This window comes from Haloarcula limicola, from assembly GCF_010119205.1.
In the GTDB taxonomy this organism is placed as follows: domain Archaea; phylum Halobacteriota; class Halobacteria; order Halobacteriales; family Haloarculaceae; genus Haloarcula; species Haloarcula limicola.
In genome coordinates, this window is record NZ_WRXM01000001.1 from 350713 (window position 1) to 371056 (window position 20344).

Consider the following 20344-nt stretch of genomic DNA (forward strand, 5'->3'; position numbering starts at 1 on the left):
CGGTCCGGGTAACTCGCTGGTCGGGGCTCGACTGCCGCCGTCAGCTATTCGAGCGTCGACTCCTCTTCCTCTTCGGAGTCTAAGTCGTCGTACTCGTCGTCCGCGCGTCGGTTGACGTTCACCTGGTAGTGCTTGAGGATGTCCCGGCCCAACAGGAGGGGGTACTCCATGTGCGAGCGGTCCTCGACGCTGGCGGTGACGGTGTGTTGGGTCCCGCCGATCCCGACGACGAGGTCCACGACCGGCCGCGAGCGGCCGGACTTGACGCTCCCGGACTTCACCTTCACGATGTCGAGGATGGGGCCGGTGCCGATGTCCGCGGCGAGCTCGGCGTCGATGCTGGTCCGGGTCGCGCCGGTGTCGGACTTGGCGAGGACGCTCTTGTTGCCCCGCGTCCCGGAGACGACGACCTCCTCGATGTAGCCGATGGTGACGTTCTCCGGGGTCTGCGTGGTCGGCGTCCGCGGCATCGCGGTCGGTCGGGAATCGTCGAGCGTGCCGGTGAGCTGCTCGACCTCCTCGTCGGGGACGCTTCCGCCCGCCCGCTCGATCGCCAACTGCGCGATGTAGGGGGCCGGGCTGACGCCGCTCGCCTTGAACAGGCCGCGGAAGCCGGCGGTCGGGTTGACTTCGAGGACGTAGTAGCCGTCGTTGCCCTGAATGACGTCGACGCCGGCGTAGTCGAGGCCGATGGCGTCCGTGGCGTTCAGCGCGATCTCCCGGACTCGCTCGGGGAGCTGATCGGTCATGTCCTCGACTTCGCCGCCGAGCGCGACGTTGGTCCGCCACTCGCCGTCGGGCGCGTAGCGGTTCATCGCGCCGACGATCCGGTCGCCGACGACGTAGATGCGCAGGTCGTGATGCCGGCTGTCGTCGTGGTCGAGGAACTCCTGTAGGAAGGCGTGTCGCTCCCCGACCTGCGCGTTGACCGGGTCGTCGAGTTCGACCATCCACGTCCCGCCGCCGTGGGTGCCGATCGCCGTCTTGTAAACGGCCCGCTCGCCGAATCGCTCGCGCTCCTCGTTGAGCCGCTTGTTCGACAGCGAGAGGAGCGCGTCGGGGATCGGGATGTCGGCGTCGGCGAGCGCCGCCGCGCTCGCGAACTTGTGCAGCGCCGTCGTCGCGGCGGTGGGCTCGTTCAGCATCGGCGCGAGGCGGTTGAGCGTCAGCGCCAGGCCGATGCCCTCGACCGGATACTCGTCGCTGGAGAGAAGGAGTCGGTTCGCCACCACGTCGACGTCCGGGTCGAGCGTCATCTTCCCGTCGGTCACCGAGACGGTCGTGTTCTCCTCGCGGAGCCACTCGGTGTCGTATCCGAGGCTATCGGCCGCGTTCAGGATAGCCTTCGTCTCCTTGCTCGAATGGAGGCTCAGAACACCGACGGTGATATCTTCGTCACTCATGGTGTGGTCCTTCAGGTGGCAACCGGAAAAACCCTGATGTGTTCCGCTGACCCTGCCAAACGTCACCTCGGCGGTAGGTCGCTGGGCTGGTCAGTAGGCCAGTAGGTCGGCGGTCGGAGGCCGATGGGTCGATAGACGGCCGACTTCGGAGACGGCGCTCAGCTGAGGGCGTCCTCAAGCGGCGGGACGACCTGTTTCTTCCGAGACATGACTCCCGGCAGGAACGCTTCCCGGTCCGTGAACGTCGCGTCTAGAGCTTCTCCGACGGTATCTTCGTGGCCGCCGGCCAGGAGGACAGTCGACTCCTCTTCGAGGAGGTCGGTGACGAGCAAGAGGAGCGTCGCGTACTCGCGCTCGTCGACGACGTCGTCCATCGCGGCGAGGACGGCCTCTCGCTGCTCCAGTACCGTCGCCGGCTCGACGGTCTCTACCTGGCCGATTCCGACCTCGTGTGCGCCGAACTCGAACTCCTTGAAGTCCCCGAGAACCATCTCTCTGGGACTCTTCTCCCCGAGCTTGCTCTTCTGCTGAAGGAGTTCCTTGCCGTACTCCTCGACGTCCAGACCGGCCAATTCGGCCAGTCGTTCGGCCACCGTCCGGTCCCGGTCGGTGGTCGTCGGCGAGCGGAGGACGACGGTGTCGCTCAGGAGGCCGCTGAGGAGCAGTTGGGCCGTCTCCTCGTCGATCGATTCGTCCGCCGCGTCGTACAGCTGCGTGAGGATCGTCGCGGTAGAGCCGACCGGTTCGTTCCGGAAGAAGATCGGGTCGCTGGTCGTCACGTCGCCGATCCGGTGGTGGTCGACGACCTCGACGATCTCCGCCTCCCGCGCGCCGGACACGGTCTGACTGTGTTCGTTGTGGTCGACGAGCACGAGCCGTTCGCCCGCGGCGTCGTCTAAGCGGGACGGCGTCTCGACGCCCGCCCGGTCCAGAACGAACTGCGTCTCGGGATTCATCTCGCCGGCCCGGGCCGGAACCGCGTCCGTCCCCTGCCTCTGTTTCAACCGAGCGTACGCGATCGCGGAGCAGACCGTGTCCGTGTCGGGCTGTTGGTGACCGATGACGTAGAGTGGCTGTGCCATACGGCGACGTACACAGCCGTGCCGCATAGTTCCATCCAAAGTCGGACCCGACCGGGGCGAGCGTCGCCCGGCCCGTGCGCGCGATTCCGCGGTCGGGGGGGTTTTACCACGGGGTCCCCCTTGTACCCGCATGGACGAGGCCGAACCGTTCACGTACGACGGTGGACGGGTTGACCCGGGGGAGACGCAGAACGTGCGGTACACGGTCAGTGAGACGTACATGGGCGATCCGGTCCGGGTGCCGGTCACCATCATCAACGGCGAGCGTCCGGGACCGACTGGCTTCCTCTCGGCGGCCGCCCACGGCGACGAACTGAACGGGATCGAAGTGGTCCGCGAGGTCGCCCACGAGTGGGACCACTCGACCCTCGCCGGCACGCTGATCTGTCTGCCCGTGCTGAACGTCCCGGCGTTTCTCGCACAGGAGCGGTACCTCCCGATTTACGACCGGGACCTGAACCGCTCGTTCCCCGGCAACCCCGACTCGACGAGCGCGAAGCGGATGGCCGACCGGATCTTCCGGAACTTCCTCGAACCCTGTGACTTCGGGCTGGACTTCCACACGTCGACGCGCGGCCGGACCAACATGCTCCACGTCCGGGCGGACATGGAAGACGAGGCCGTCGCGCGGGTGGCCAACGCCTTCGCCTCGAACGTCATCATCTCCTCGACCGGGCCGTCGGGGTCGCTGCGTCGCGAGGCGAGCGACGCCGACGTCCCGACCATCACGATCGAGATGGGCGAGGCCCACCGCTTTCAGCGCCCGCTCATCGACCAGGCCCTCGACAGCGTCCGGTCGGTACTGGCCGAGTTCGGCATCCTCGATACCGAGGTCGTGCGCTGGCCCGGCTGGCGGACCGTCATCGAGAACAGCGACGAGAAGACGTGGATACGCGCCGACGCCGGCGGCCTCGTCGACATGCACCACAGCGGGGGCGAACTCGTCTACGAAGACGAGGTCATCTGCACCATCGGTAACCCGTTCAAAACGGAGAACACGACGATCAGAGCGCCGTTCACCGGGCTGCTAGTCGGCGTCCTCGAAAACCCGCTCGTCTATCCAGGGAACCCGCTCTGCCATCTCGTCCGCCTCGACGACCGGACCCGTCGCGCCGCCGAGCGGAGTCAGACCGTAGACATCGAACGGACGCCGTCGTCGTAGCCGGGCGAGCCGCTCACGTCCCGCGGTCCGCTCGACTGCCGATCTGACGCTGTCGACGGCTGTGCCGATTTTTTGGTAATATTTTACAGATGGGAACAGAACGTCAGGGTAGCCGACGCCCGCCGGTGTCGGAAACTGACGTAGCGTTCGGGCAGCGACGACGAGAAACGGCGTTCAGCAGCTACAGAACGACGCCCCGGAGCGGGGGACTCCCATTCGATGTCTCGGATCGCCCGAGCGGCCTCACGATTCCCGCCGGTGAAGGCGTGAGACGACACGCGTGATCGAGGACGACGCTCTTCCACCGTCAGTTCGCATCGTCGAAGCGTTCGCTCGCTACCGCGATACCGATCCGCTCGCCCTCCCGTTCACGCTGGAGGAAACGATCGACACCGACGCGCTCGACGCGCTTTTCGCCGGCGGGCAGCGCTCCGTCTCGGTGACGTTCACCGTCGACGGCCACCGCGTCGTCGCCCGCGAGGCGGTCAGCATCGACGGCCGGGAATTCGACCGCGACGAGTGAGAACCGCTGACAGGATTTGCCGGCAGAGAAATTCACTCGGGCCGGATTCCGGCGAGACGCGCACGCGGTAGTAACTACTATTTGTCCCCGGACTAACCCCCGAGTGTATGAGTCAGTCTTACAATCGCGGCACCGTCGAGGATTTCGGACGGTGGCGGGAGTTCTCGGCCGGGATGTGGGCCTGGATATTCCACAAGTTCACCGGCTGGGTGCTCGTGGGGTATCTGTTCACCCACATCGCCGTCCTCAGTACGTCCCTCGGTGGTGCGGACCTCTATACGGGTACCCTGCAGGGGTTAGAGGCCCTGCTCGTCGTTCGCTTCCTCGAAGTCGGACTGCTCGCCGTCGCCGTCTTCCACATCCTCAACGGGATACGACTGCTGATGGTGGACCTCGGCGTCGGCCTCGAATCACAGGACGTGAGCTTCTACGCGTCGCTGGTGCTGACCGGCGCGATCGTCGTCGCCAGCATCCCGACGTTCCTCGGGGGGCCACTAGCCTGATGGCCGAACACTACTCCTCCTTCGAGCGCGGCGGCCGTCGATGGCTCTGGCAGCGACTCACGGCGGTGTTCCTCATCGGCGTCCTCGCGTTCCACTTCCTGCTGTTGCACTTTGCCAATCACGCCGCAAACATCACGTTCGCGGGCACCCAAGCACGGATGAGCCAGATCAGCTACTTCGCCACGATGTGGCTCTTCCTCGTGACGGCGACGTTCCACGGCGTCAACGGCGTCTACAACGCGCTGGTCAATCAGGGCATCGACGGCACCCAGAAGAACGCCGTCAAGTGGGTCCTCATCGCCGCAGGCCTGCTGCTTATCGCGCAGGGGACCCGAGTGGCGCTAGCGATGAACGGATTCCTCTAACTCATGAGCACACAGATCGAGAAACAGGAGACGGAGACCGAAGAACAGGAGAGCGAACCGGCCGTCGAATCGCCGGGCGAGAAGCGTCGGGAGCAGAAACGACAGCGCCAGGCCGAACGCGAGGCCCAGCGAGAGACCGAGGAGGCGACCCTCGACGACGAGGAGACGGTCACGCTGAAGGTCTTCCGCTACGACCCCGAGGTCGAAGGCAAGCAGGAACCCCGGTTCGACGACTTCCGGGTCCCGTTCCACAAGGGGATGACGGTGCTGGACGCGCTCATCTACGCGCGGGACCGCTACGACTCCTCGCTGACGTTCCGGCACTCGTGTCGACAGGCGGTGTGCGGGTCGGACGCGCTGTTCGTCAACGGGCGACAGCGACTCGGCTGTAAGACCCAGCTGTCGGACCTCGACGGGCCGGTTCGCATCGAACCGCTCCCCCACCAGGAGGTCGTCAAGGACCTCGTCGTGGACATGGAGCACTTCTACGAGCAGATGCACGCGGTCGAGCCGTACTTCGACGCCGACGAGGTGCCCGAGGGCGACCTAGAAGAGCAGCGCCAGAGCCGGGAGAACCGCGAGAAGGTGAAGATGTCCACGCGGTGTATCTGGTGCGGTGCCTGCATGTCCTCGTGTAACATCGCGGCCGGCGACAACGAGTATCTCGGTCCCGCGGCCATCAACAAGGCCTACCGCTTCGCCATGGACGAGCGCGAAGGCGAGAACCGCAAGCAGGAACGCCTCCGCATCATCGAGCAGGAACACGGCGTCTGGCGATGCCAGACCCAGTTCTCCTGTACCGAGGTGTGTCCGAAGGACATCCCGCTGACCGAGCACATCCAGGAACTGAAACGCGAATCGGTGAAGAACAACCTGAAGTTCTGGTAGTCCTGAACCACACGTAACCACATCACACAATGTACGAACACGACGTTATCGTGGTCGGCGCGGGTGGCGCCGGCCTCAGAGCGGCGATCGCAGCACACGAGGAGGGCGCAGACGTCGCCCTCGTGACGAAACTCCACCCGGTTCGCAGTCACACGGGCGCGGCGGAGGGCGGCATCAACGCCGCGCTACAGGAGGGCGACTCCTGGGACCTCCACGCCTACGACACGATGAAGGGGTCGGACTACCTCGGGGACGCCCCGGCCATCGACACCTTCGCGAAGGACGCCCCCGAAGAGGTCATCCAGCTCGAACACTGGGGGATGCCCTTCTCCCGCGAGGAGGACGGGCGCGTCTCACAGCGACCGTTCGGCGGCCTCTCGTACCCGCGCACGACGTACGCCGGGGCCGAGACCGGGCACCACCTCCTGCACACGATGTACGAGCAGGCGGTCAAGCGCGGTATCGAGGTCTACGACGAGTGGTACGTCACCAACGTCGCGGTGACCGACCACGACGACCCCGAGAAGCGGGAGTGTCACGGCTGTGTCGCCTACGACATCAAGTCCGGCAAGATAGAGGGCTTCCGCGCGAACGGCGGCGTCATCCTCGCCACCGGCGGTCTCGGACAGGCGTTCGACCACACGACCAACGCCGTCGCCAACACCGGCGACGGGTGTGCCATCGCCTACCGCGCCGGCGCGCCGATGGAGGACATGGAGATGATCCAGTTCCACCCGACGACGCTCCCCTCGACGGGCGTCCTCATCTCCGAGGGGGTCCGCGGCGAAGGCGGGATCCTCTACAACGACAACGAGGAGCGGCTGATGTACGAGTACGGCTACGCGAACAACGACGGCGAACTCGCCTCCCGCGACGTGGTCGCCCGCGCCGAACTCACGGAGGTCAACGCGGGCCGCGGCATCGACGACGAGTACGTCCACCTCGACATGCGTCACCTCGGCGAGGAGCGCATCATCGACCGGCTGGAGAACATCCTCCACCTCGCGGAGGACTTCGAGGGCGTCGACGGGCTCGACGAACCGATGCCGGTCAAGCCCGGGCAGCACTACGCCATGGGCGGCGTCGAGTGCGACGAGAACGGCGAGACCTGCATCGACGGGCTCTACGCCGCCGGCGAGACGGCCTGCGTCTCGCTGCACGGCGCGAACCGCCTCGGCGGCAACGCGCTGCCGGAACTGCTCGTCTTCGGCGCTCGCGCCGGCTACCACGCCGCGGGCAGGGACATGAAGACCGCGGAGATCCAGACCGGTCCCTCCGCCGAGAGCGAGGCCGGCGACGTCGAACCGCCGGTCGAACCCGGTGCGATCGACAGGGGCAGCGAGGACGTCGCCGCCGACGGCGCGGCCGTCGAACCGACGAGCGTCATCGAGAACACCGTCGCCCGAGAGCGCGAGCGCATCGAGACGCTGCTCGAGAGAGACGGCATCAACCACGCCGAGGTCCGGGCCGACGTCCAGGAGACGATGACGGACAACGTCAACGTCTTCCGCCAGGAAGAGGGGCTGAAGACGGCGCTGCGCGACATCCGAGAGGCGCGCAAGGAGTACCAGAACGTCGCCGTCTCCGACCCCTCGCGCACCTACAACACGGACCTCATCCACACCATCGAGACGCGAAACCTCCTCGACGTGGCCGAGGCCATCACGCTCGGCGCGCTGGCCCGCGAGGAGTTCCGCGGCGCGCACTGGCGCGCCGAGTTCCAGGAGCGCCGAGACGAGGAGTGGATCAAACACACCATGCTGGCGTGGGAGGACGGCACGCCGCGCCTCTACTACAAACCGGTCATCCTCGAAGGCGACGAGGAGACCTACGAGCCGAAAGAGCGCAGCTACTGAGCGCCGCGGACTACGGCGCGCCGACGAGGACGAACTGGCTCTCCGTCTCGCCGTTCCGGATCTCTCGTTTCGCGTCCGGCTCGATCCGAAGCGCGTCGCCCGCCGACATCGCCACGTCGTCGCCGTCGACCGTCACCGTGGCTTCTCCGTCGACGAGGACGTACACTTCCTCCTGGCCGTCGTCGCTGTGATCGTGGGGCTTCCCGCTCCAGCCGGGTTCGCAGTCGAGGACGCTGACGCCCACGTTCTCGCAGTTCAGTTCGTCTCGGAGGAGGTGAAGCCCCCCGCCGACCGCTTCGGTGTCCGCGTAGTGCTGTTTCGTGTAGCTCACAGCGGGCGTTGGGAGGGATCGAATAAGTATCGCTTGGCCGGCCCCGTCATCTATTTAGTCGCTACGGCCCAAGGTTTCGCTGTCCGGAAGGGTGGCTCAGTGGTAGAGCGCTGCCCGCCAACGTGCCAGAAATTGGCGGCAGTTTCCCTCGCAGGGCTCCGCGTGGTTCGAATCCCGCCCCTTCCATCTTGTGGCGAACAGTCCGTGAGCCACAGATGTAGGTCGGGATTCGAGCACGCAAGTCGCAGCGGTCGAACGGAGTGAGGCCGACCGTCTTGCACCTGTTCGAATCCCGCCCCTTCCACTCTGTCGGGACTCCGTGAGGCGCTCTGTCGCCGAACGACAACGTCCGACAGAGTTGAGTACGCGGAATTCGCGCCCGAAAGTCGCAGCACGAACGAAGTGAGTGACCGTCTCTCGACGTTCGAATCCCGCCCCTTCCATCTTGTGGCGAACAATTCGTGAGCCACAGATGTAGGTCGGGATTCGAACACGGCAGGCGCGCGCAGCGAAGCGAGTACGTCTTGCACCTGTTCGAATCCCGCTCTGCGATCGCGTAAAGCTCCAATAACGCGGGGTAGACGACCAGCGACGGCTGTTCATCTGTGAGTGGTACGGAAAGTAGGGGGTGGGGGGTGCAGGGCACCAGAACGGTGCCGTATCTAATCGGTAAGCGGGGTGCATAAAATATCTTCTTGCCAAATTATCAACAGCGATACTCGGAGGAAAATAGTGGCCGCAGTCGCTCGTTTCCGAGGTCGGCATCGAGAACCGAGATAGCAGTTGCAGACGCTATACGCGCTCCTCGAGAAGGTAACGTCGAAAGGATTGTGCGTGGGTGCTGATCCCGGGTAGGGAGAGCACCTGCATCGTGTGGCGGCATCGCCGCCACGGTGTCGAGGGCGACGCCCTCGCGTGCGATGCGTGGGACCGGATTTGAACCGGCGGACCCCTACGGGACAGCGCCCTCAACGCTGCGCCGTTGGCCTGGCTTGGCTACCCACGCTCGCTCTGTCTTACTGCACTCATTCGTTCCCCGTGGGCCAATAAAAGGGCTTTCGTTTGCGCCGCGCCCCGAGAGGGTGTGTCATTCCCCTGAACCGGACATTTCAAATACGACGAAACCGCTACCGGGGGCATGGCCAAATACTCGACCGGCAGCGGGGGCGACAGCGCCGGTGGGAGCTGCGAACTCTGCGGTGCCGACGGCGGCGACCTGCAGACCGCGAACGTCGCGGGCGCGACCCTCCAAGTCTGTTCGGACTGCGCGCAGAACCACGGCGAGAACGACCGCTCGCAATCGAGCGGCGGCGGCTCGAACGACGAGCGGGACCGCCGTCGCCGCGCCGCACAGAACGCGGCGAAGATACAGGACTCACAGCGAGCCGACACCTCTCACTGGGAGGAGGGCGCGGACTACGACGGCGATCAGCTACCCTATCTCGTCAGCGACTACGGGACCCGCGTCACCGAGGCGCGACAGGACGAGGGTCTCCAGACGGCCGAACTCGCCGAGGAACTCGGTCTCGACGAGAACGACGTGCTCGCGGTCGAGCAGGGCCGGGCGACGCAGGCGAACGTCGGCGGATCGACCATCGCCGCCCTCGAATCCTTCCTCGACGTGGAACTCGCGGACTCCAGGTAACCGTCTCTCGGCTTCTCCCGACACTAGACATTTGGTAGTTCCACCCATACCGCCGGTATGGACCTCTCGCCCGAACAGCGGGCCGTTCGTGAGACCGTTCGGTCCGTCGCTGCCGAGGAGGTACGACCGACGGCGCGCGAGGCCGACCGGACCGAGGAGTTTCCCGAGGACGTCTGGGACAGCCTCGCGGACATCGATCTGACCGGACTGACCACGCCGGAGGAGTACGGCGGCTTCGACGCCGATATGCGGACCTACGCCATCGTCAACGAGGAGGTGGCCCACGGCTCGCTGGCCGTCGCGACCGCGCTCTCGGTCCACTGTCTGGCCACGTCCTGCATCGCTCGCTTCGGCGACGAGTCGGTTCGCGAGGAGTGGCTGCCGGAGATGGTCGACGGTCGGCCCGTCGGCGCGTTCGCGCTCTCGGAGCCGCAGGCCGGGTCGAACCCCCGGGGGATGACGACCGTTGCGCGGCCGGACGGGGACGAATACGTCCTCGATGGGGAGAAACAGTGGATAACCAACGGCGAGCGCTCGGGCGTGGTCGTCGTCTTCGCCAAGACGGACCGCGACGACCCCGACTCCGTCACGCAGTTCCTCGTCCCGAAAGACAGGGACGGCCTCTCCGTCGGCGAGAAGGAGGATAAACTCGGTCTGCGGGCCAGCGACACGACCGGGCTCACGTTCGACGGCGTCCGGATTCCCGAGCGGTACCGCCTCACCGAGGTCGGGGAAGGCTTAGCCGCCGCCCTCTCCATCCTGAACGGCGGCCGCGTCGCCATCGCCGCACAGTCCGTTGGCCTCGCCCAGTCGGCGCTGGACGAGGCGCTCGACTACGCGACGGAACGCGAGCAGTTCGACCAGCGGATCGCCGAGTTCCAGACCATCCGGCACAAGCTCGCGGAGATGGCGACGACGGTGCGAGCCGGCCGACTGCTGACGTGGGACGCCGCGAGCCGGATGGACCGCGGCGAGGACGCCCGGCAGGCCGCGAGCATGGCGAAGTACTTCGCCAGCGAGGGGGCCGTCGAGGTGGCCGACGAAGCGGTTCAGATCCACGGCGGCTACGGCTACACCACTGACTACCCGGTCGAACGACTCTACCGCGACGCGAAGGTGACGACCATCTACGAGGGGACCAGCGAGATTCAGAAGAACATCGTCGCTCGCGCCCTGTTGGACGGACGCTGAGGGCGAAGCACATTTGCGAGGCGCTTCCCTACCTCCGGTCGTGAGTTACGACGCCGTAGTGTACGACCTCGACGGGACGCTGGTGCAGTTGGCGGTAGACTGGGACGCGGTCGCGGAAGCCGTCGCGACGCTTCTCCGAGATCGCGGCGTGGACCCGGACGCGGGCGATCTCTGGGAGCTACTGGAGCTGTCCGACGAGACCGGTCACCGGGCGGCCGTCGAGGCGACCATCACCGACCACGAGCGCGTCGGCGCGCGCGAGTCCGAGCGCCTCGCGTTGGCCGACGGTCTGCCCCACGCGGTACCGGTCGGCGTCTGTTCGCTGAACGCCGAGGAGGCCTGTCGGCTCGCCCTGGAGACCCATAACCTCACGTCGTCGGTCGGTCCCGTCGTCGGCCGCGACACCGTCGGGTCGTCGAAGCCCGATCCCGAGGGACTCCTCTCGGTCGTCGAGCGACTCGACGCCGACGCCGAGTCGACGGTGTTCGTTGGCGACTCCGAACGGGACGCCGAGACCGCCCGGCGCGCCGGCACCGCCTTCGCGTGGGCGAGCGAGTTCGATCAGCGGCGATACCGGGCGTAGAGATAGGCGGCGACGGCCGTCAGGAACCAGATGACCGCGCCGACTCGGACGGCGAATATCGCCCGACTCGTCCAGGTCGGGAGCGCGGTCCCGATCGAGGCGAGGACGACGATCGGTGACCCGACGAGGATGGTCGTGACGAAGGTGACCTGCATCACCCAACCGAAGTCCACGCCGTCGGGGTTCGTCTTCTCGACTGCTGGCACGAACTGGGATTTCTACGGCGTCGACAAGCAACTTCCGATTCGGCCGTCGACCGGACGTTACTTGGGCCGCTCGGTCGAAGCGGCCGCTATGACAGCGGACGAGGAACTCCCGAAGATACCGGTCGTCTGTCCGGCGTGTGAGACCCGGAGTCGCGTCGCCTTCGACGACGTCGAGTCGGCCGTCGCGCGACACAACGAGCAACTGCACGACGGGGACGCGGTCGCCGAAGTCGACCCGGACGTGATGGACCAACTGGCGGACCGCGTGGCCGAGGACCTCGGGCTGTACGAGTGACTCGCTACCGACGGGGTCCGCGGTGATTCGACCGTACGAAGCGGGCGATGCCGGCGATGCGGACGCGCTCTGGGAGTTGAAACGCGCGTTCGAACTCTCGCTGGGGTCCGGTACCGGAGGCGGCGGGAAAGAGGCGACGTACCGCGAGAAACTCGACGCCGACTACCGGGAGTCGTATCTCGCGTGGGTCGACCGCTGCGTCGAGGAGGACGCGCGGACGATCCAGTTGGCCGAGCGCGACGGCGAGGTCGTCGGCTACGTCTTCGTCCTGCCCGAGTCGCTCGCCCACGTCTGGGACGCCGCGGTGCTGAACGAACTGTTCGTCGACGAGAGCTACCGAGGGGACGGTGTCGCCGACGACCTGCTGGAGGCGGCGCTGTCGGTCGCCCGGAGCCAGTCGCTGCCGCTCGACCGACTGGTGCTCGACGTGGATCCCGACAACGGGCGCGCGGCGGCGTTCTACGACCGCTGGGGGTTCGAACCGTGGGGCGAGATGGTCGCACGGGAGCTATGATGCGACAGCGCTCGCCGCTCGACCCGAACACGTAATAGCGCGCCGCGCCCGGCCATGCACATGACCACTGTTCGGGACGTGCGGGCGATGGCCGGTAACGAGCAGATAACGATGCTGACCGCGTACGACGCGGCGACGGCGGACATCGTCGAAGAGGCGGGGATCGACGTGGTCCTCGTCGGCGACAGCATGGGCAACGCCGTCCTCGGCTACGACGACACACTGCCGGTCACTCTCGACGAGGTGGCCTCTCGGGTCGGCGCCGTGGCCCGCGGCACCGACGAAGCGCTCGTCGTCGCGGACATGCCGTTTCTCTCCTTCGGCGCGGACCCGGCCGAGAGCGTCGAGAACTGCGGGCGGATGCTCAAAGAGGAGGGGGCCAACGCCGTGAAACTGGAGTCGGGACCGCACACCGTGGAGCTGACCGAGCGGCTGTCGGACGTCGGTATCCCGACGATGGCCCACCTCGGGTTGACCCCCCAGAGCGTCAATCAGACCGGCTACACGCAGCAGGCGACGGACCGCGAGGAAGCGACCGAAATTCTGGAACTCGCGGAGGCACACGAGGCGGCGGGCGCGTTCGCCCTCGTCCTGGAACACGTCCCGGCGAACCTCGCCGCCCAGGTCACCGAAGCCGTCGAGATCCCGACCATCGGCATCGGGGCCGGCGGCGAGTGCGACGGGCAAGTGTTGGTCTTCACCGACGTCGTCGGACTGGCCGAATCGAGCCCGCCGTTCGCCGCGCAGTTCGGCGACGCGCGGGCGGAGATCCGCGACGCGGTGAGCGACTACGTCGACGCGGTGCGAACGGGCGAGTTCCCGGCCGAGGAACACGGAAACACCGAAGACGAACTGGACGACCTCTACTGAGTTCGCTTCGGCTCGGCGAGAACCTTCAAACGTGGCGCCGTCCTAACCCGGACGACACTCGATGTCTGATACGAGTAGGGGCGGGTCGACTCCCGACGAACAGGCCGAGGGTGAAGACATCCTCGAACTCCAGATACGACGCGGACTGAGCGAGCTAAACCGGCCGACGAGCGGCCTGTCGCTCTCCGCGCTCTCGGCCGGTCTCGACATCGGATTCGGTCCCCTGTTGATGGGCGTCATCCTCACGGCGGCGGACCCCGCGTTCGGCGAACTCCCGAAGCAACTCCTCCTCGGCGTCGTCTACGGCGTCGGATTCATCCTGGTCGTCCTCGGGCGGTCGGAGCTGTTCACCGAACACACGACCCTCGCCGTCTTGCCGGTCTTGAATGGGGACGCGAGCGTCGCCCGACTGGGGCGACTCTGGGGACTCGTCTACGTCAGTAACATCTCGGGCGCGCTCGTCTTCGCCGTCTTCGCCGTGACGATCGGCCCGGCCATCGGCGTCGTCGAGGCGTCGGCGTTCACCGAACTGGCGACGGCGTACACAAAGCTCTCGCCGGGAGTGCTCGTCGGAGCCGGCGTGCTCGCGGGCTGGCTGATGGGGCTGCTGTCGTGGCTGGTCGCGGCGGCCGATAGCACCATCGCCCGGCTCTCGGTGGTGTGGCTCATCACCGCGGCCATCGGCTTCGCGCACCTCCCACACTGCATCGCCGGGACGGTGGAGGTGTTCGGCGGTGTCCTCGTCTCGCCCGAGGTCGGCTACGTCGATTTCCTCCGATTCCTCCTGTTCTCGACCGTCGGCAACATCGTCGGCGGGACGGTGTTCGTCGCGCTCCTGAAGTTCGGTCACGTGGCCCGAAGCGGTCCGTCGACGCGGGAGATACAGTCAGACTGATCCCGCTTCGTCGGGCGATAACCTCGGACTAGCGACGATAACGCCACTATTACGATACGACCGCGCGGCGACGCGTGGGGTATGCTTCCACAACTGTCCGGCGTCGCCGCGACCGTAGCGCCCGCGTTCACGCCCCTGCAGATGGGCGGGGGCGGGTTCCTCTCGCTCGCTATCCTGTTCTTCGTCCTCGCGCTCGTCGCGGCGCTGCTGGGGGCGCGGGGCATCGCCGGCCTCAGCATGGAGATCGCCAAGTGGCTGATCCTCATCTTCCTCGTCCTCGCGGTGATCTCGCTCCTGCTGTGAGCCGATAGGGTCGCCTTTCGTTCGAACCCCGCTCACCCGAACCTTTATTCGCTCGTCAACTGACGTTGGGAACGTGGTTTACGAGACGGGCAACCGAACGGTAGACGACGCGGTCGCACGCGTGTTAGACGGCGAGCGACTCGACCGGCGGGACGGGCTGGCGCTCGTCGCACAGCCGGTCGACGACCTCGCGGCGGGCGCGGACTACGTCCGCTCGCAGTTGGGCGACGACACCGTCGACGCGTGCTCGATCGTGAACGCCAAGGCCGGGAGCTGCGCGGAGGACTGCGGCTTCTGCGCGCAGTCGGTCCACTTCGATACCGGCATCGACAACTACGGCTTCCTCGGCCCGGAGAAGATTCTGGAAGCCGCAAAGCGGGCGGAGCGCGACGGCTCACAGCGGTTCGGCATCGTCGTCGCGGAGAAGGGCGTCTCGAAGGAACAGCGCCCCGACGAGTGGGAGGAGGTGCTCGAAGCCATCCGACTCGTGCGCGACGAGACGGACGTGGAGGTGGACGCCAGCCTCGGCATCCTCACCGAAGAGGAGGCGGCGATACTCGCCGAAGAGGGGCTGAACCACTACAACCACAACATCGAGACCTCGCCCCGCTACTTCCCCGAGATCGTCCAGACGCACTCCTTCGAGGACCGCGTCGAGACGCTCGAAGTCGCCAAGGACGCCGGCATGGACCTCTGTGCCGGCGTCATCCTGGGCATGGGTGAGACGCCGACCGACCGCGTCGAGGCGGCCATCGCGTTGCAGGATATCGGCGTCTCCTCGCTGCCGGTCAACATCCTCAACCCCGTCGAGGGGACACCGATGGCCGAGCGGGGACTGCCCGACATCACGACCGAGGAGGTCATCGAGACCATCGCGGTGTACCGCCTGCTCCACCCCGAGGCCCGCGTGCGTCTCACCGGCGGCCGCGAGGTCAACCTCGACACGGACGGGCAGGTGGCCGCGCTGGAGGCGGGCGCGGACGGAATCCTCACCGGCGACTACCTCACGACCGAGGGCCAGTCGGCGGCCGACGACCTCGAGATCATCGACGAGGCGGGGCTCGAACCCAACACCGAAGCCAACGACTTCGATCCGGAGCGCGTTTCCGAACGCGCCGACGACGCCGGCGATCCGGAGACGGCGGCGGGCACCGCACAGAGCAAATCAGAACTCCAATCAGACGACTGAGCATGAACGACGTACGATTCGCGGTACTCGGAACGGGCGGTATCGGCCGACGAACACTCGACGTCTCGCGGGAGAAGGACGGTCTCACGCCGGTAGCGGCCTGTGACCGCAACGGCGTCGCCGTCGACCACGAGGGCCTCGACGTGCCCGAACTGCTGGAGGCGACGGAGGGCAACATCGCGAGCGGGCCGGAGGACGGCGTGAACGACGATATCGCCACCGACGGCGGGGCGAAAGCCGACGCCGGCACTGCCACCGACGGCGTCAAACAGCACGGCGAGGAGGCGGGCATCGTCGCCAGCGAACAGGGCCGGCCGACGGAGACGCCCATCGATGATATCATAGCGGAGAGCGACGACATCGACGCCGTCCTCGTGGCGCTCCCGAACCTCGAACACGACTTCATCCCGCGCGTCGCAGAGCGCTTCGCCGAGGCCGAGTACGAGGGCGTCCTCGTGGACGTGCTCAAACGGTCGCGCGTCATCGGGATGCTGGACGACCGCGAGGATCGTCTGAAGGAGTCCGGCATCACGTTCGTCTGCGGCGCGGGCGCGACGCCGGGCTTCCTGACCGGCGCGGCCGCCCTCGCGGCCCAGTCGTTCGTGGAGGTCGAGGAGGTCGAGATCTGGTGGGGCGTCGGCCTCAAGAGCGGCTACGAGGACAACCGCGGCACCGTCAGGGAGGACATCGCCCACCTCGACGGCTACGACATCGAGACGGCCCGCGAGATGAGCGAGGCCGAGATCGAGACACTCATCGAGGACCACGACGGCGTCCTGGAGTTCCACGACATGGAACACGCCGACGACGTGTTGCTGGAGCGTGCGGGCATCTGTGACGCCGAGGACGTCCACGTCGGCGGCGTCTTAGACGTCCGCTCGGACAAGAAACCGACGACGACCACCGTCTCCGTCACCGGGACGACCTTCGACGGCGAGACGGGGACCAACACCTTCGAACTCGACGACGTGACCAGCATGGAGGCCAACGTCAACGGCCCAGCGCTCGGCTACCTGAAAGCCGGCGTCCGCAACAACCGCGCGGGCCACTACGGCGTCTTCGGCCCGGCGGACCTGATGCCCGGCTTCTGAGCGGTCACTCTCGCCCTTCGATTTCTCGCCAGTCAGACGCCAGCGGCGTCCTCGAAGCAGGCGACTGCCTGGGCGATCTCCCGCTCTCTGACGTCCAGCGGCGGGAGCAGTCTGAGCGTCTTTCGACCGCAGGGGAGCGTGAGCAACCCCGCGCTCGCGCAGGCGGCGACCATCTCGTCGCGGCGGGCCTTCGTCTCGAACTCGACGGCGACCAGCGAGCCGAGGTTCCGCACGTCCACACAGCCGTCGACGGGGTCGGCGTCGAGCGACGCCGCCAGTTCGTTACCCCGCTCTTTCGCGTTCCGCCGGAGGTTCTGGCTCCCGATGACGTCGATGGTGAGCGCGCCGACCATCGAGGAGAGTAGGTCGCCGCCGCCCCACGTCGATGAGAGGCGACCCGCCTCGTCGGGGAACAGCTCCCCGCGGCCGACGGTCGCACCGACGCGGAGGCCCTTCGCCACCGCGAGGACGTCCGGTTCGATGGCGAAGTTGTCCGCGCCCCACCACTCCCCGGTCCGCCCCATCCCGGACTGTATCTCGTCGGCGATGAGCGGGATCTCGAACTCCCGACAGACGGCGGCCACCTCCTCCATGAACGCCTCGCTGGGGATTCGGTAGCCGCCCTCGCCCTGCACCGGTTCGAGGATGACGTACGCCACCGACTCGGGGTCGATGCTGCCGTCCAGGCCGAGGCGGCGGCGGAGCCACGACCCCCCGGATTCGTCGGGGAAGAACCCACAGGAGCAGGTGCTCGGGTCGCAGGCCCGATCCTCGCAGAACGGCACCGACGAGACGCCGGACATCTCGGGGAACGCCCGGCGGTGGACGGCCTTCGAGCGGTTGAGCGAGAGCGCGCCCAGCGTCCGCCCGTGGAACGCCCCCTCGAAGGTGATACCGTACTCCGCGCCCTCGCGGGCGTCGTAGCAGATCTTGATGGCGTTCTCGACGGCTTCAGCGCCCGTGTTCGAGAGGAACACCGTGTCGTGACCGGTGGGCGCGATGTCGGTCAGCCGTTCCATCAGCTCCGTGGGTCCGGGGAGGTCGCCGAGGTCGGCGTAGAAATCCTGGCCCGCGAACTTCAGCGGGTCGACGAGGTCGAACTCGTCGAGGCGGTCGAGCAGATGCGGGTTGTTGTAGCCGAGGGGGGCGGCGGCGACGTGGGACGTGAAATCGAGGAGGACGTTCCCGTCTACGTCGGTACAGTAGGGGCCGATAGCGTCGGCCGTCGGGTCCCAGACGAACTCGTAGACGTGCGTGCTCGGCGCGGCGACGGCGGCGTGACGGCTGGCGCGGTCCCGAGCGCGCGGTCCCGGGAACGAGTCGACGACTGGTTCGGCTGTGTCGCGGTCCATGCCCACTAGTGTCACACCGCGGACGTAAAACCGTATCTGCGGAAAGCTGCAGTCATAAGGGGGTTCGCTCCGACGGTGCTGACGATGACTCACGGGTTCGACTTGGACGCCCGGCTGCAAGCGCGGGCAGACGACGACCTCCGCCGGCGACTGGAAGTCGCCGAGAGCGTCGGCGACCGGACGCGCCTCGCGGACGACCCCAAGGGCGACGCGCCCGAGTTCGGCGACGAATCGGTCGTCTTCGCCGCGAACGACTACCTCGGACTGACCGACGACGACCGCCTCCAGCGCGCGGCGGAACTCGGCGCTCGCACGGTCGGGACGGGCGCGGGGGCCTCCCGCCTCGTCACCGGCGATACGGTCGCCCACCGGGCGCTCGAACGCGACCTCGCCGACTGCAAGGGGACCGAACGCGCCCTGGTCTTCTCGTCGGGCTACGCCGCGAACGTCGGCATCGTCGACGCGCTCTCGCCGGACGTGGTCTTCTCGGACGAACTCAACCACGCCTCGATCATCGACGGCTGTCGACTCGGCGCGGGCGAGACGGTGGTGTACGACCACTGCGACGCCGACGACCTCCGGGCGAAGATGGAGGAGCGGGCCGATGACGGAGCCGCGGCGGCAGACGGGGACACGGCCGACGGGCGGTGGCTGGTCGTCACCGACTCCGTGTTCTCGATGGACGGCGACGTGGCCCCGCTCTCGGCGCTCTGTGACGCTGCCGAGGAGCACGGCGCGTGGCTCATGGTGGACGAGGCCCACGCCACGGGGCTGTTCGGCGAGCGCGGGGGCGGCGTCGTCCAGCGCGAGGGGCTGAGCGACCGCGTGGACGTGCAGATGGGGACGCTCTCGAAGGCCCTCGCCAGCCAGGGCGGCTACGTCGCGGGGGACGAGGCGCTCGTCGAGTACCTGCTCAACGCCGCGCGCTCGTTCGTCTTCTCGACCGGGCTCGCGCCGCCCGCCGCCGCATCGGCCCGCGAGGCGCTCCGCATCGCCCGCGAGACCGACCAATCGGACCGACTGTGGTCGAACGTCGAGACGCTTCGGAACGGCCTCGAAGCGATGGGCTACGAGGTGCTGGGCGAGACTCATATCCTCCCGGTGCTCGTTGGCGACCGCGCCGACGCCCTCGAACTCGACGAGCGCCTGCGCGACCGCGCCGTCGTCGCGCCCGCCATTCGGCCGCCGACAGTGCCCGAGGGAACCTCGCGCATCCGCGTCGCGCCGACGGCCACGCACACCGATCAGGAACTGCAGCGGTGTCTCGATGCCTTCGAGGCGGCCGGGGAGGAGGTGGGTCTGCTGTGAGCGACGAGACGACCGGCGACGCGGGCGACCTCTTCGTCGTCGGGACGGACACCGGCGTCGGCAAGACCGTCGTCACCGCCGGACTGACTGGGTGGCTCCGCGAGCGGGGGCGGGACGCCATCGCGGTCAAGCCCTGCCAGACCGGCTACCCGCCGGACGACGACGCCGCGTTCGTCGCCGAGGCCTGCGGATCAGAGGCGGCCGCGACCTGTCTCAGACGGCTCGAGCCGCCGCTCGCACCCGCCGTCGCCGCCGACCGGACCGACGCCGACCTCGCCTACGGCGAGATTCGCGAGGGCGTCGAAGCCGCCGTATCGGCCCACGGGACCGCCGTCGTCGAGGGCATCGGTGGCCTACGGGTGCCGCTGGCCGACGGTAGGGAAGTGCTGGACCTCGTAGCCGATATCGGCCTGCCGGCCGTCGTTGTCGCCCGGTCGGGGCTGGGGACGCTCAACCACACCGGCATGACCGTCGACGCGCTTCGCGGGCGCGGCGTCCCGGTTCGCGGCATCGTCCTCAATCAGTACGAGGGCGCGACGACGGCCGAGCGAACGAACCCCGAGGTGCTGGAAGACATGACCGACTGTCCGGTGTGGCCGCTCCCGCCGCTCTCGCTCTCGGACCCGTCCGCCGCTGTCACGGGCGTTCGAGAGCACTTGCCGGCGACCGTCTTCGACGGTCTATAGCCGCGGCTCGCGGGCGTTCTCCGGTCAAAGGGTAGAACGGGGAACGGGGTTCCCCGAGCGTGTGACACTACGGAGCCTCTCGGCTCCACAGTGAGATAGTGCG

General features: G+C 67.4%; 23 protein-coding genes and 2 tRNA genes. 19 read left to right on the forward strand and 6 right to left on the reverse strand.

Annotated features, from left to right (window positions below):
- Positions 1–44: 44 nt before the first annotated feature.
- Both GO488_RS01885 and GO488_RS01890 read right to left on the reverse strand, forming a co-directional pair.
- Positions 45–1403: a RimK family alpha-L-glutamate ligase gene (locus GO488_RS01885; protein ID WP_162316111.1), complete on the reverse strand. Its 1359-nt coding sequence runs from the start codon at positions 1401–1403 to the stop codon at positions 45–47.
- Between the two features lie 158 nt (positions 1404–1561).
- The gene (locus GO488_RS01890; RefSeq protein ID WP_162316112.1) at positions 1562–2485 is read right to left on the reverse strand and encodes a manganese-dependent inorganic pyrophosphatase; all 924 of its coding nucleotides are present in this window, start codon (positions 2483–2485) and stop codon (positions 1562–1564) included.
- A gap of 130 nt (positions 2486–2615) precedes the next feature.
- Here GO488_RS01890 and GO488_RS01895 point away from each other — a divergent pair, with 130 nt between their 5' ends.
- From GO488_RS01895 to GO488_RS01920, 6 genes are all read left to right on the forward strand, one after another.
- A complete protein-coding gene (locus tag GO488_RS01895; protein ID WP_162316113.1) occupies positions 2616–3647 on the forward strand; it encodes a succinylglutamate desuccinylase/aspartoacylase family protein in 1032 nt (343 codons plus the stop codon).
- A gap of 280 nt (positions 3648–3927) precedes the next feature.
- Positions 3928–4170, forward strand: a complete 243-nt coding sequence (locus tag GO488_RS01900; RefSeq protein ID WP_162316114.1) for a HalOD1 output domain-containing protein — start codon at positions 3928–3930, stop codon at positions 4168–4170.
- Positions 4171–4277: 107 nt separating this feature from the next.
- Positions 4278–4673 (forward strand): succinate dehydrogenase, cytochrome b556 subunit, encoded by a 396-nt coding sequence (gene sdhC / locus GO488_RS01905; RefSeq protein WP_162316115.1) that lies wholly within the window; start codon positions 4278–4280, stop codon positions 4671–4673.
- A complete protein-coding gene (locus GO488_RS01910; RefSeq protein ID WP_162316116.1) occupies positions 4673–5038 on the forward strand; it encodes a succinate dehydrogenase hydrophobic membrane anchor subunit in 366 nt (121 codons plus the stop codon). Before sdhC ends, GO488_RS01910 begins: the two co-directional genes overlap by 1 nt.
- Before the next feature lie 3 nt (positions 5039–5041).
- Positions 5042–5926: a succinate dehydrogenase/fumarate reductase iron-sulfur subunit gene (locus GO488_RS01915; protein ID WP_162316117.1), complete on the forward strand. Its 885-nt coding sequence runs from the start codon at positions 5042–5044 to the stop codon at positions 5924–5926.
- A gap of 29 nt (positions 5927–5955) precedes the next feature.
- Complete coding sequence (locus tag GO488_RS01920) at positions 5956–7782, forward strand: FAD-binding protein (protein WP_162316118.1); 1827 nt, start codon at positions 5956–5958, stop codon at positions 7780–7782.
- Positions 7783–7792: 10 nt separating this feature from the next.
- Here GO488_RS01920 and GO488_RS01925 read toward each other — a convergent pair whose 3' ends face one another.
- Complete coding sequence (locus tag GO488_RS01925) at positions 7793–8113, reverse strand: cupin domain-containing protein (RefSeq protein WP_162316119.1); 321 nt, start codon at positions 8111–8113, stop codon at positions 7793–7795.
- An 85-nt stretch (positions 8114–8198) separates the two neighbouring features.
- On the opposite strand from GO488_RS01925, the gene GO488_RS01930 reads away from it, so the two are divergent.
- Positions 8199–8299: transfer RNA gene (locus GO488_RS01930), tRNA-Trp, on the forward strand.
- A gap of 735 nt (positions 8300–9034) precedes the next feature.
- Here GO488_RS01930 and GO488_RS01935 read toward each other — a convergent pair.
- Positions 9035–9119 (reverse strand) — tRNA-Leu (locus tag GO488_RS01935).
- Between the two features lie 132 nt (positions 9120–9251).
- Here GO488_RS01935 and GO488_RS01940 point away from each other — a divergent pair.
- From GO488_RS01940 to GO488_RS01950, 3 genes are read left to right on the forward strand one after another with little or no spacing between them, the layout of a single operon-like run.
- Positions 9252–9758, forward strand: a complete 507-nt coding sequence (locus GO488_RS01940; RefSeq protein ID WP_162316120.1) for a helix-turn-helix domain-containing protein — start codon at positions 9252–9254, stop codon at positions 9756–9758.
- A 57-nt stretch (positions 9759–9815) separates the two neighbouring features.
- Positions 9816–10949, forward strand: a complete 1134-nt coding sequence (locus tag GO488_RS01945) for an acyl-CoA dehydrogenase family protein (protein WP_162316121.1) — start codon at positions 9816–9818, stop codon at positions 10947–10949.
- Positions 10950–10989: 40 nt separating this feature from the next.
- Positions 10990–11532 carry an HAD family hydrolase gene (locus tag GO488_RS01950; RefSeq protein WP_162316122.1) on the forward strand — a complete coding sequence of 181 codons (543 nt, stop codon included), beginning with the start codon at positions 10990–10992 and terminating at the stop codon, positions 11530–11532.
- Here GO488_RS01950 and GO488_RS01955 read toward each other — a convergent pair.
- On the reverse strand, positions 11511–11738 hold the full coding sequence (locus GO488_RS01955; protein WP_162316123.1) for a DUF5822 domain-containing protein: 228 nt from the start codon (positions 11736–11738) through the stop codon (positions 11511–11513). The genes GO488_RS01950 and GO488_RS01955 overlap by 22 nt on opposite strands.
- Positions 11739–11826: 88 nt before the next feature.
- Between GO488_RS01955 and GO488_RS01960 the strand changes: the two genes are divergently transcribed.
- The 7 genes from GO488_RS01960 to bioU all read left to right on the forward strand — a co-directional run bounded on the left by GO488_RS01960 (position 11827) and on the right by bioU (position 16895).
- Positions 11827–12033 (forward strand): DUF8149 family protein, encoded by a 207-nt coding sequence (locus GO488_RS01960; RefSeq protein WP_162316124.1) that lies wholly within the window; start codon positions 11827–11829, stop codon positions 12031–12033.
- A gap of 22 nt (positions 12034–12055) precedes the next feature.
- Positions 12056–12547 carry a GNAT family N-acetyltransferase gene (locus tag GO488_RS01965; RefSeq protein WP_162316125.1) on the forward strand — a complete coding sequence of 164 codons (492 nt, stop codon included), beginning with the start codon at positions 12056–12058 and terminating at the stop codon, positions 12545–12547.
- Between the two features lie 60 nt (positions 12548–12607).
- Positions 12608–13417 carry a 3-methyl-2-oxobutanoate hydroxymethyltransferase gene (panB, locus tag GO488_RS01970; protein WP_162316126.1) on the forward strand — a complete coding sequence of 270 codons (810 nt, stop codon included), beginning with the start codon at positions 12608–12610 and terminating at the stop codon, positions 13415–13417.
- Positions 13418–13478: 61 nt separating this feature from the next.
- Positions 13479–14312 carry a formate/nitrite transporter family protein gene (locus GO488_RS01975; RefSeq protein ID WP_162316127.1) on the forward strand — a complete coding sequence of 278 codons (834 nt, stop codon included), beginning with the start codon at positions 13479–13481 and terminating at the stop codon, positions 14310–14312.
- 81 nt (positions 14313–14393) lie between these two features.
- A complete protein-coding gene (locus GO488_RS01980; protein ID WP_162316128.1) occupies positions 14394–14615 on the forward strand; it encodes a DUF1328 family protein in 222 nt (73 codons plus the stop codon).
- Between the two features lie 73 nt (positions 14616–14688).
- Entirely contained in the window at positions 14689–15804 is a 1116-nt protein-coding gene (gene bioB, locus GO488_RS01985; protein ID WP_162316129.1) for a biotin synthase BioB, read from the forward strand.
- A gap of 2 nt (positions 15805–15806) precedes the next feature.
- Positions 15807–16895, forward strand: a complete 1089-nt coding sequence (bioU, locus tag GO488_RS01990; protein ID WP_162316130.1) for a (S)-8-amino-7-oxononanoate synthase BioU — start codon at positions 15807–15809, stop codon at positions 16893–16895.
- A 32-nt stretch (positions 16896–16927) separates the two neighbouring features.
- Here the strand turns inward: bioU and GO488_RS01995 are convergent, their stop codons facing one another.
- The gene (locus tag GO488_RS01995) at positions 16928–18247 is read right to left on the reverse strand and encodes a class-III pyridoxal-phosphate-dependent aminotransferase (protein ID WP_162316131.1); all 1320 of its coding nucleotides are present in this window, start codon (positions 18245–18247) and stop codon (positions 16928–16930) included.
- A gap of 84 nt (positions 18248–18331) precedes the next feature.
- Between GO488_RS01995 and GO488_RS02000 the strand changes: the two genes are divergently transcribed.
- Both GO488_RS02000 and bioD read left to right on the forward strand, forming a co-directional pair.
- Positions 18332–19555, forward strand: a complete 1224-nt coding sequence (locus GO488_RS02000) for an aminotransferase class I/II-fold pyridoxal phosphate-dependent enzyme (protein WP_162316132.1) — start codon at positions 18332–18334, stop codon at positions 19553–19555.
- Complete coding sequence (bioD, locus tag GO488_RS02005; RefSeq protein WP_162316133.1) at positions 19552–20241, forward strand: dethiobiotin synthase; 690 nt, start codon at positions 19552–19554, stop codon at positions 20239–20241. The genes GO488_RS02000 and bioD overlap by 4 nt, the downstream gene beginning before the upstream one ends.
- Positions 20242–20344: the final 103 nt, after the last annotated feature.

What these genes read in the sequence shown, in the direction of transcription:
- bioU (WP_162316130.1), top strand. Translation starts at nt 15,807, where the DNA reads ATGAACGACGTACGATTCGCGGTACTCGGAACGGGCGGTATCGGCCGA.
- GO488_RS01960 (WP_162316124.1), top strand. Translation starts at nt 11,827, where the DNA reads ATGACAGCGGACGAGGAACTCCCGAAGATACCGGTCGTCTGTCCGGCG.
- GO488_RS01915 (WP_162316117.1), top strand. Translation starts at nt 5,042, where the DNA reads ATGAGCACACAGATCGAGAAACAGGAGACGGAGACCGAAGAACAGGAG.
- GO488_RS01910 (WP_162316116.1), top strand. Translation starts at nt 4,673, where the DNA reads ATGGCCGAACACTACTCCTCCTTCGAGCGCGGCGGCCGTCGATGGCTC.
- panB (WP_162316126.1), top strand. Translation starts at nt 12,608, where the DNA reads ATGACCACTGTTCGGGACGTGCGGGCGATGGCCGGTAACGAGCAGATA.
- GO488_RS01885 (WP_162316111.1), bottom strand. Translation starts at nt 1,403, where the DNA reads ATGAGTGACGAAGATATCACCGTCGGTGTTCTGAGCCTCCATTCGAGC.
- GO488_RS02000 (WP_162316132.1), top strand. Translation starts at nt 18,332, where the DNA reads ATGACTCACGGGTTCGACTTGGACGCCCGGCTGCAAGCGCGGGCAGAC.
- GO488_RS01995 (WP_162316131.1), bottom strand. Translation starts at nt 18,247, where the DNA reads ATGGACCGCGACACAGCCGAACCAGTCGTCGACTCGTTCCCGGGACCG.
- sdhC (WP_162316115.1), top strand. Translation starts at nt 4,278, where the DNA reads ATGAGTCAGTCTTACAATCGCGGCACCGTCGAGGATTTCGGACGGTGG.
- GO488_RS01890 (WP_162316112.1), bottom strand. Translation starts at nt 2,485, where the DNA reads ATGGCACAGCCACTCTACGTCATCGGTCACCAACAGCCCGACACGGAC.
- GO488_RS01920 (WP_162316118.1), top strand. Translation starts at nt 5,956, where the DNA reads ATGTACGAACACGACGTTATCGTGGTCGGCGCGGGTGGCGCCGGCCTC.
- GO488_RS01975 (WP_162316127.1), top strand. Translation starts at nt 13,479, where the DNA reads ATGTCTGATACGAGTAGGGGCGGGTCGACTCCCGACGAACAGGCCGAG.
- GO488_RS01980 (WP_162316128.1), top strand. Translation starts at nt 14,394, where the DNA reads ATGCTTCCACAACTGTCCGGCGTCGCCGCGACCGTAGCGCCCGCGTTC.
- GO488_RS01945 (WP_162316121.1), top strand. Translation starts at nt 9,816, where the DNA reads ATGGACCTCTCGCCCGAACAGCGGGCCGTTCGTGAGACCGTTCGGTCC.
- GO488_RS01940 (WP_162316120.1), top strand. Translation starts at nt 9,252, where the DNA reads ATGGCCAAATACTCGACCGGCAGCGGGGGCGACAGCGCCGGTGGGAGC.
- GO488_RS01895 (WP_162316113.1), top strand. Translation starts at nt 2,616, where the DNA reads ATGGACGAGGCCGAACCGTTCACGTACGACGGTGGACGGGTTGACCCG.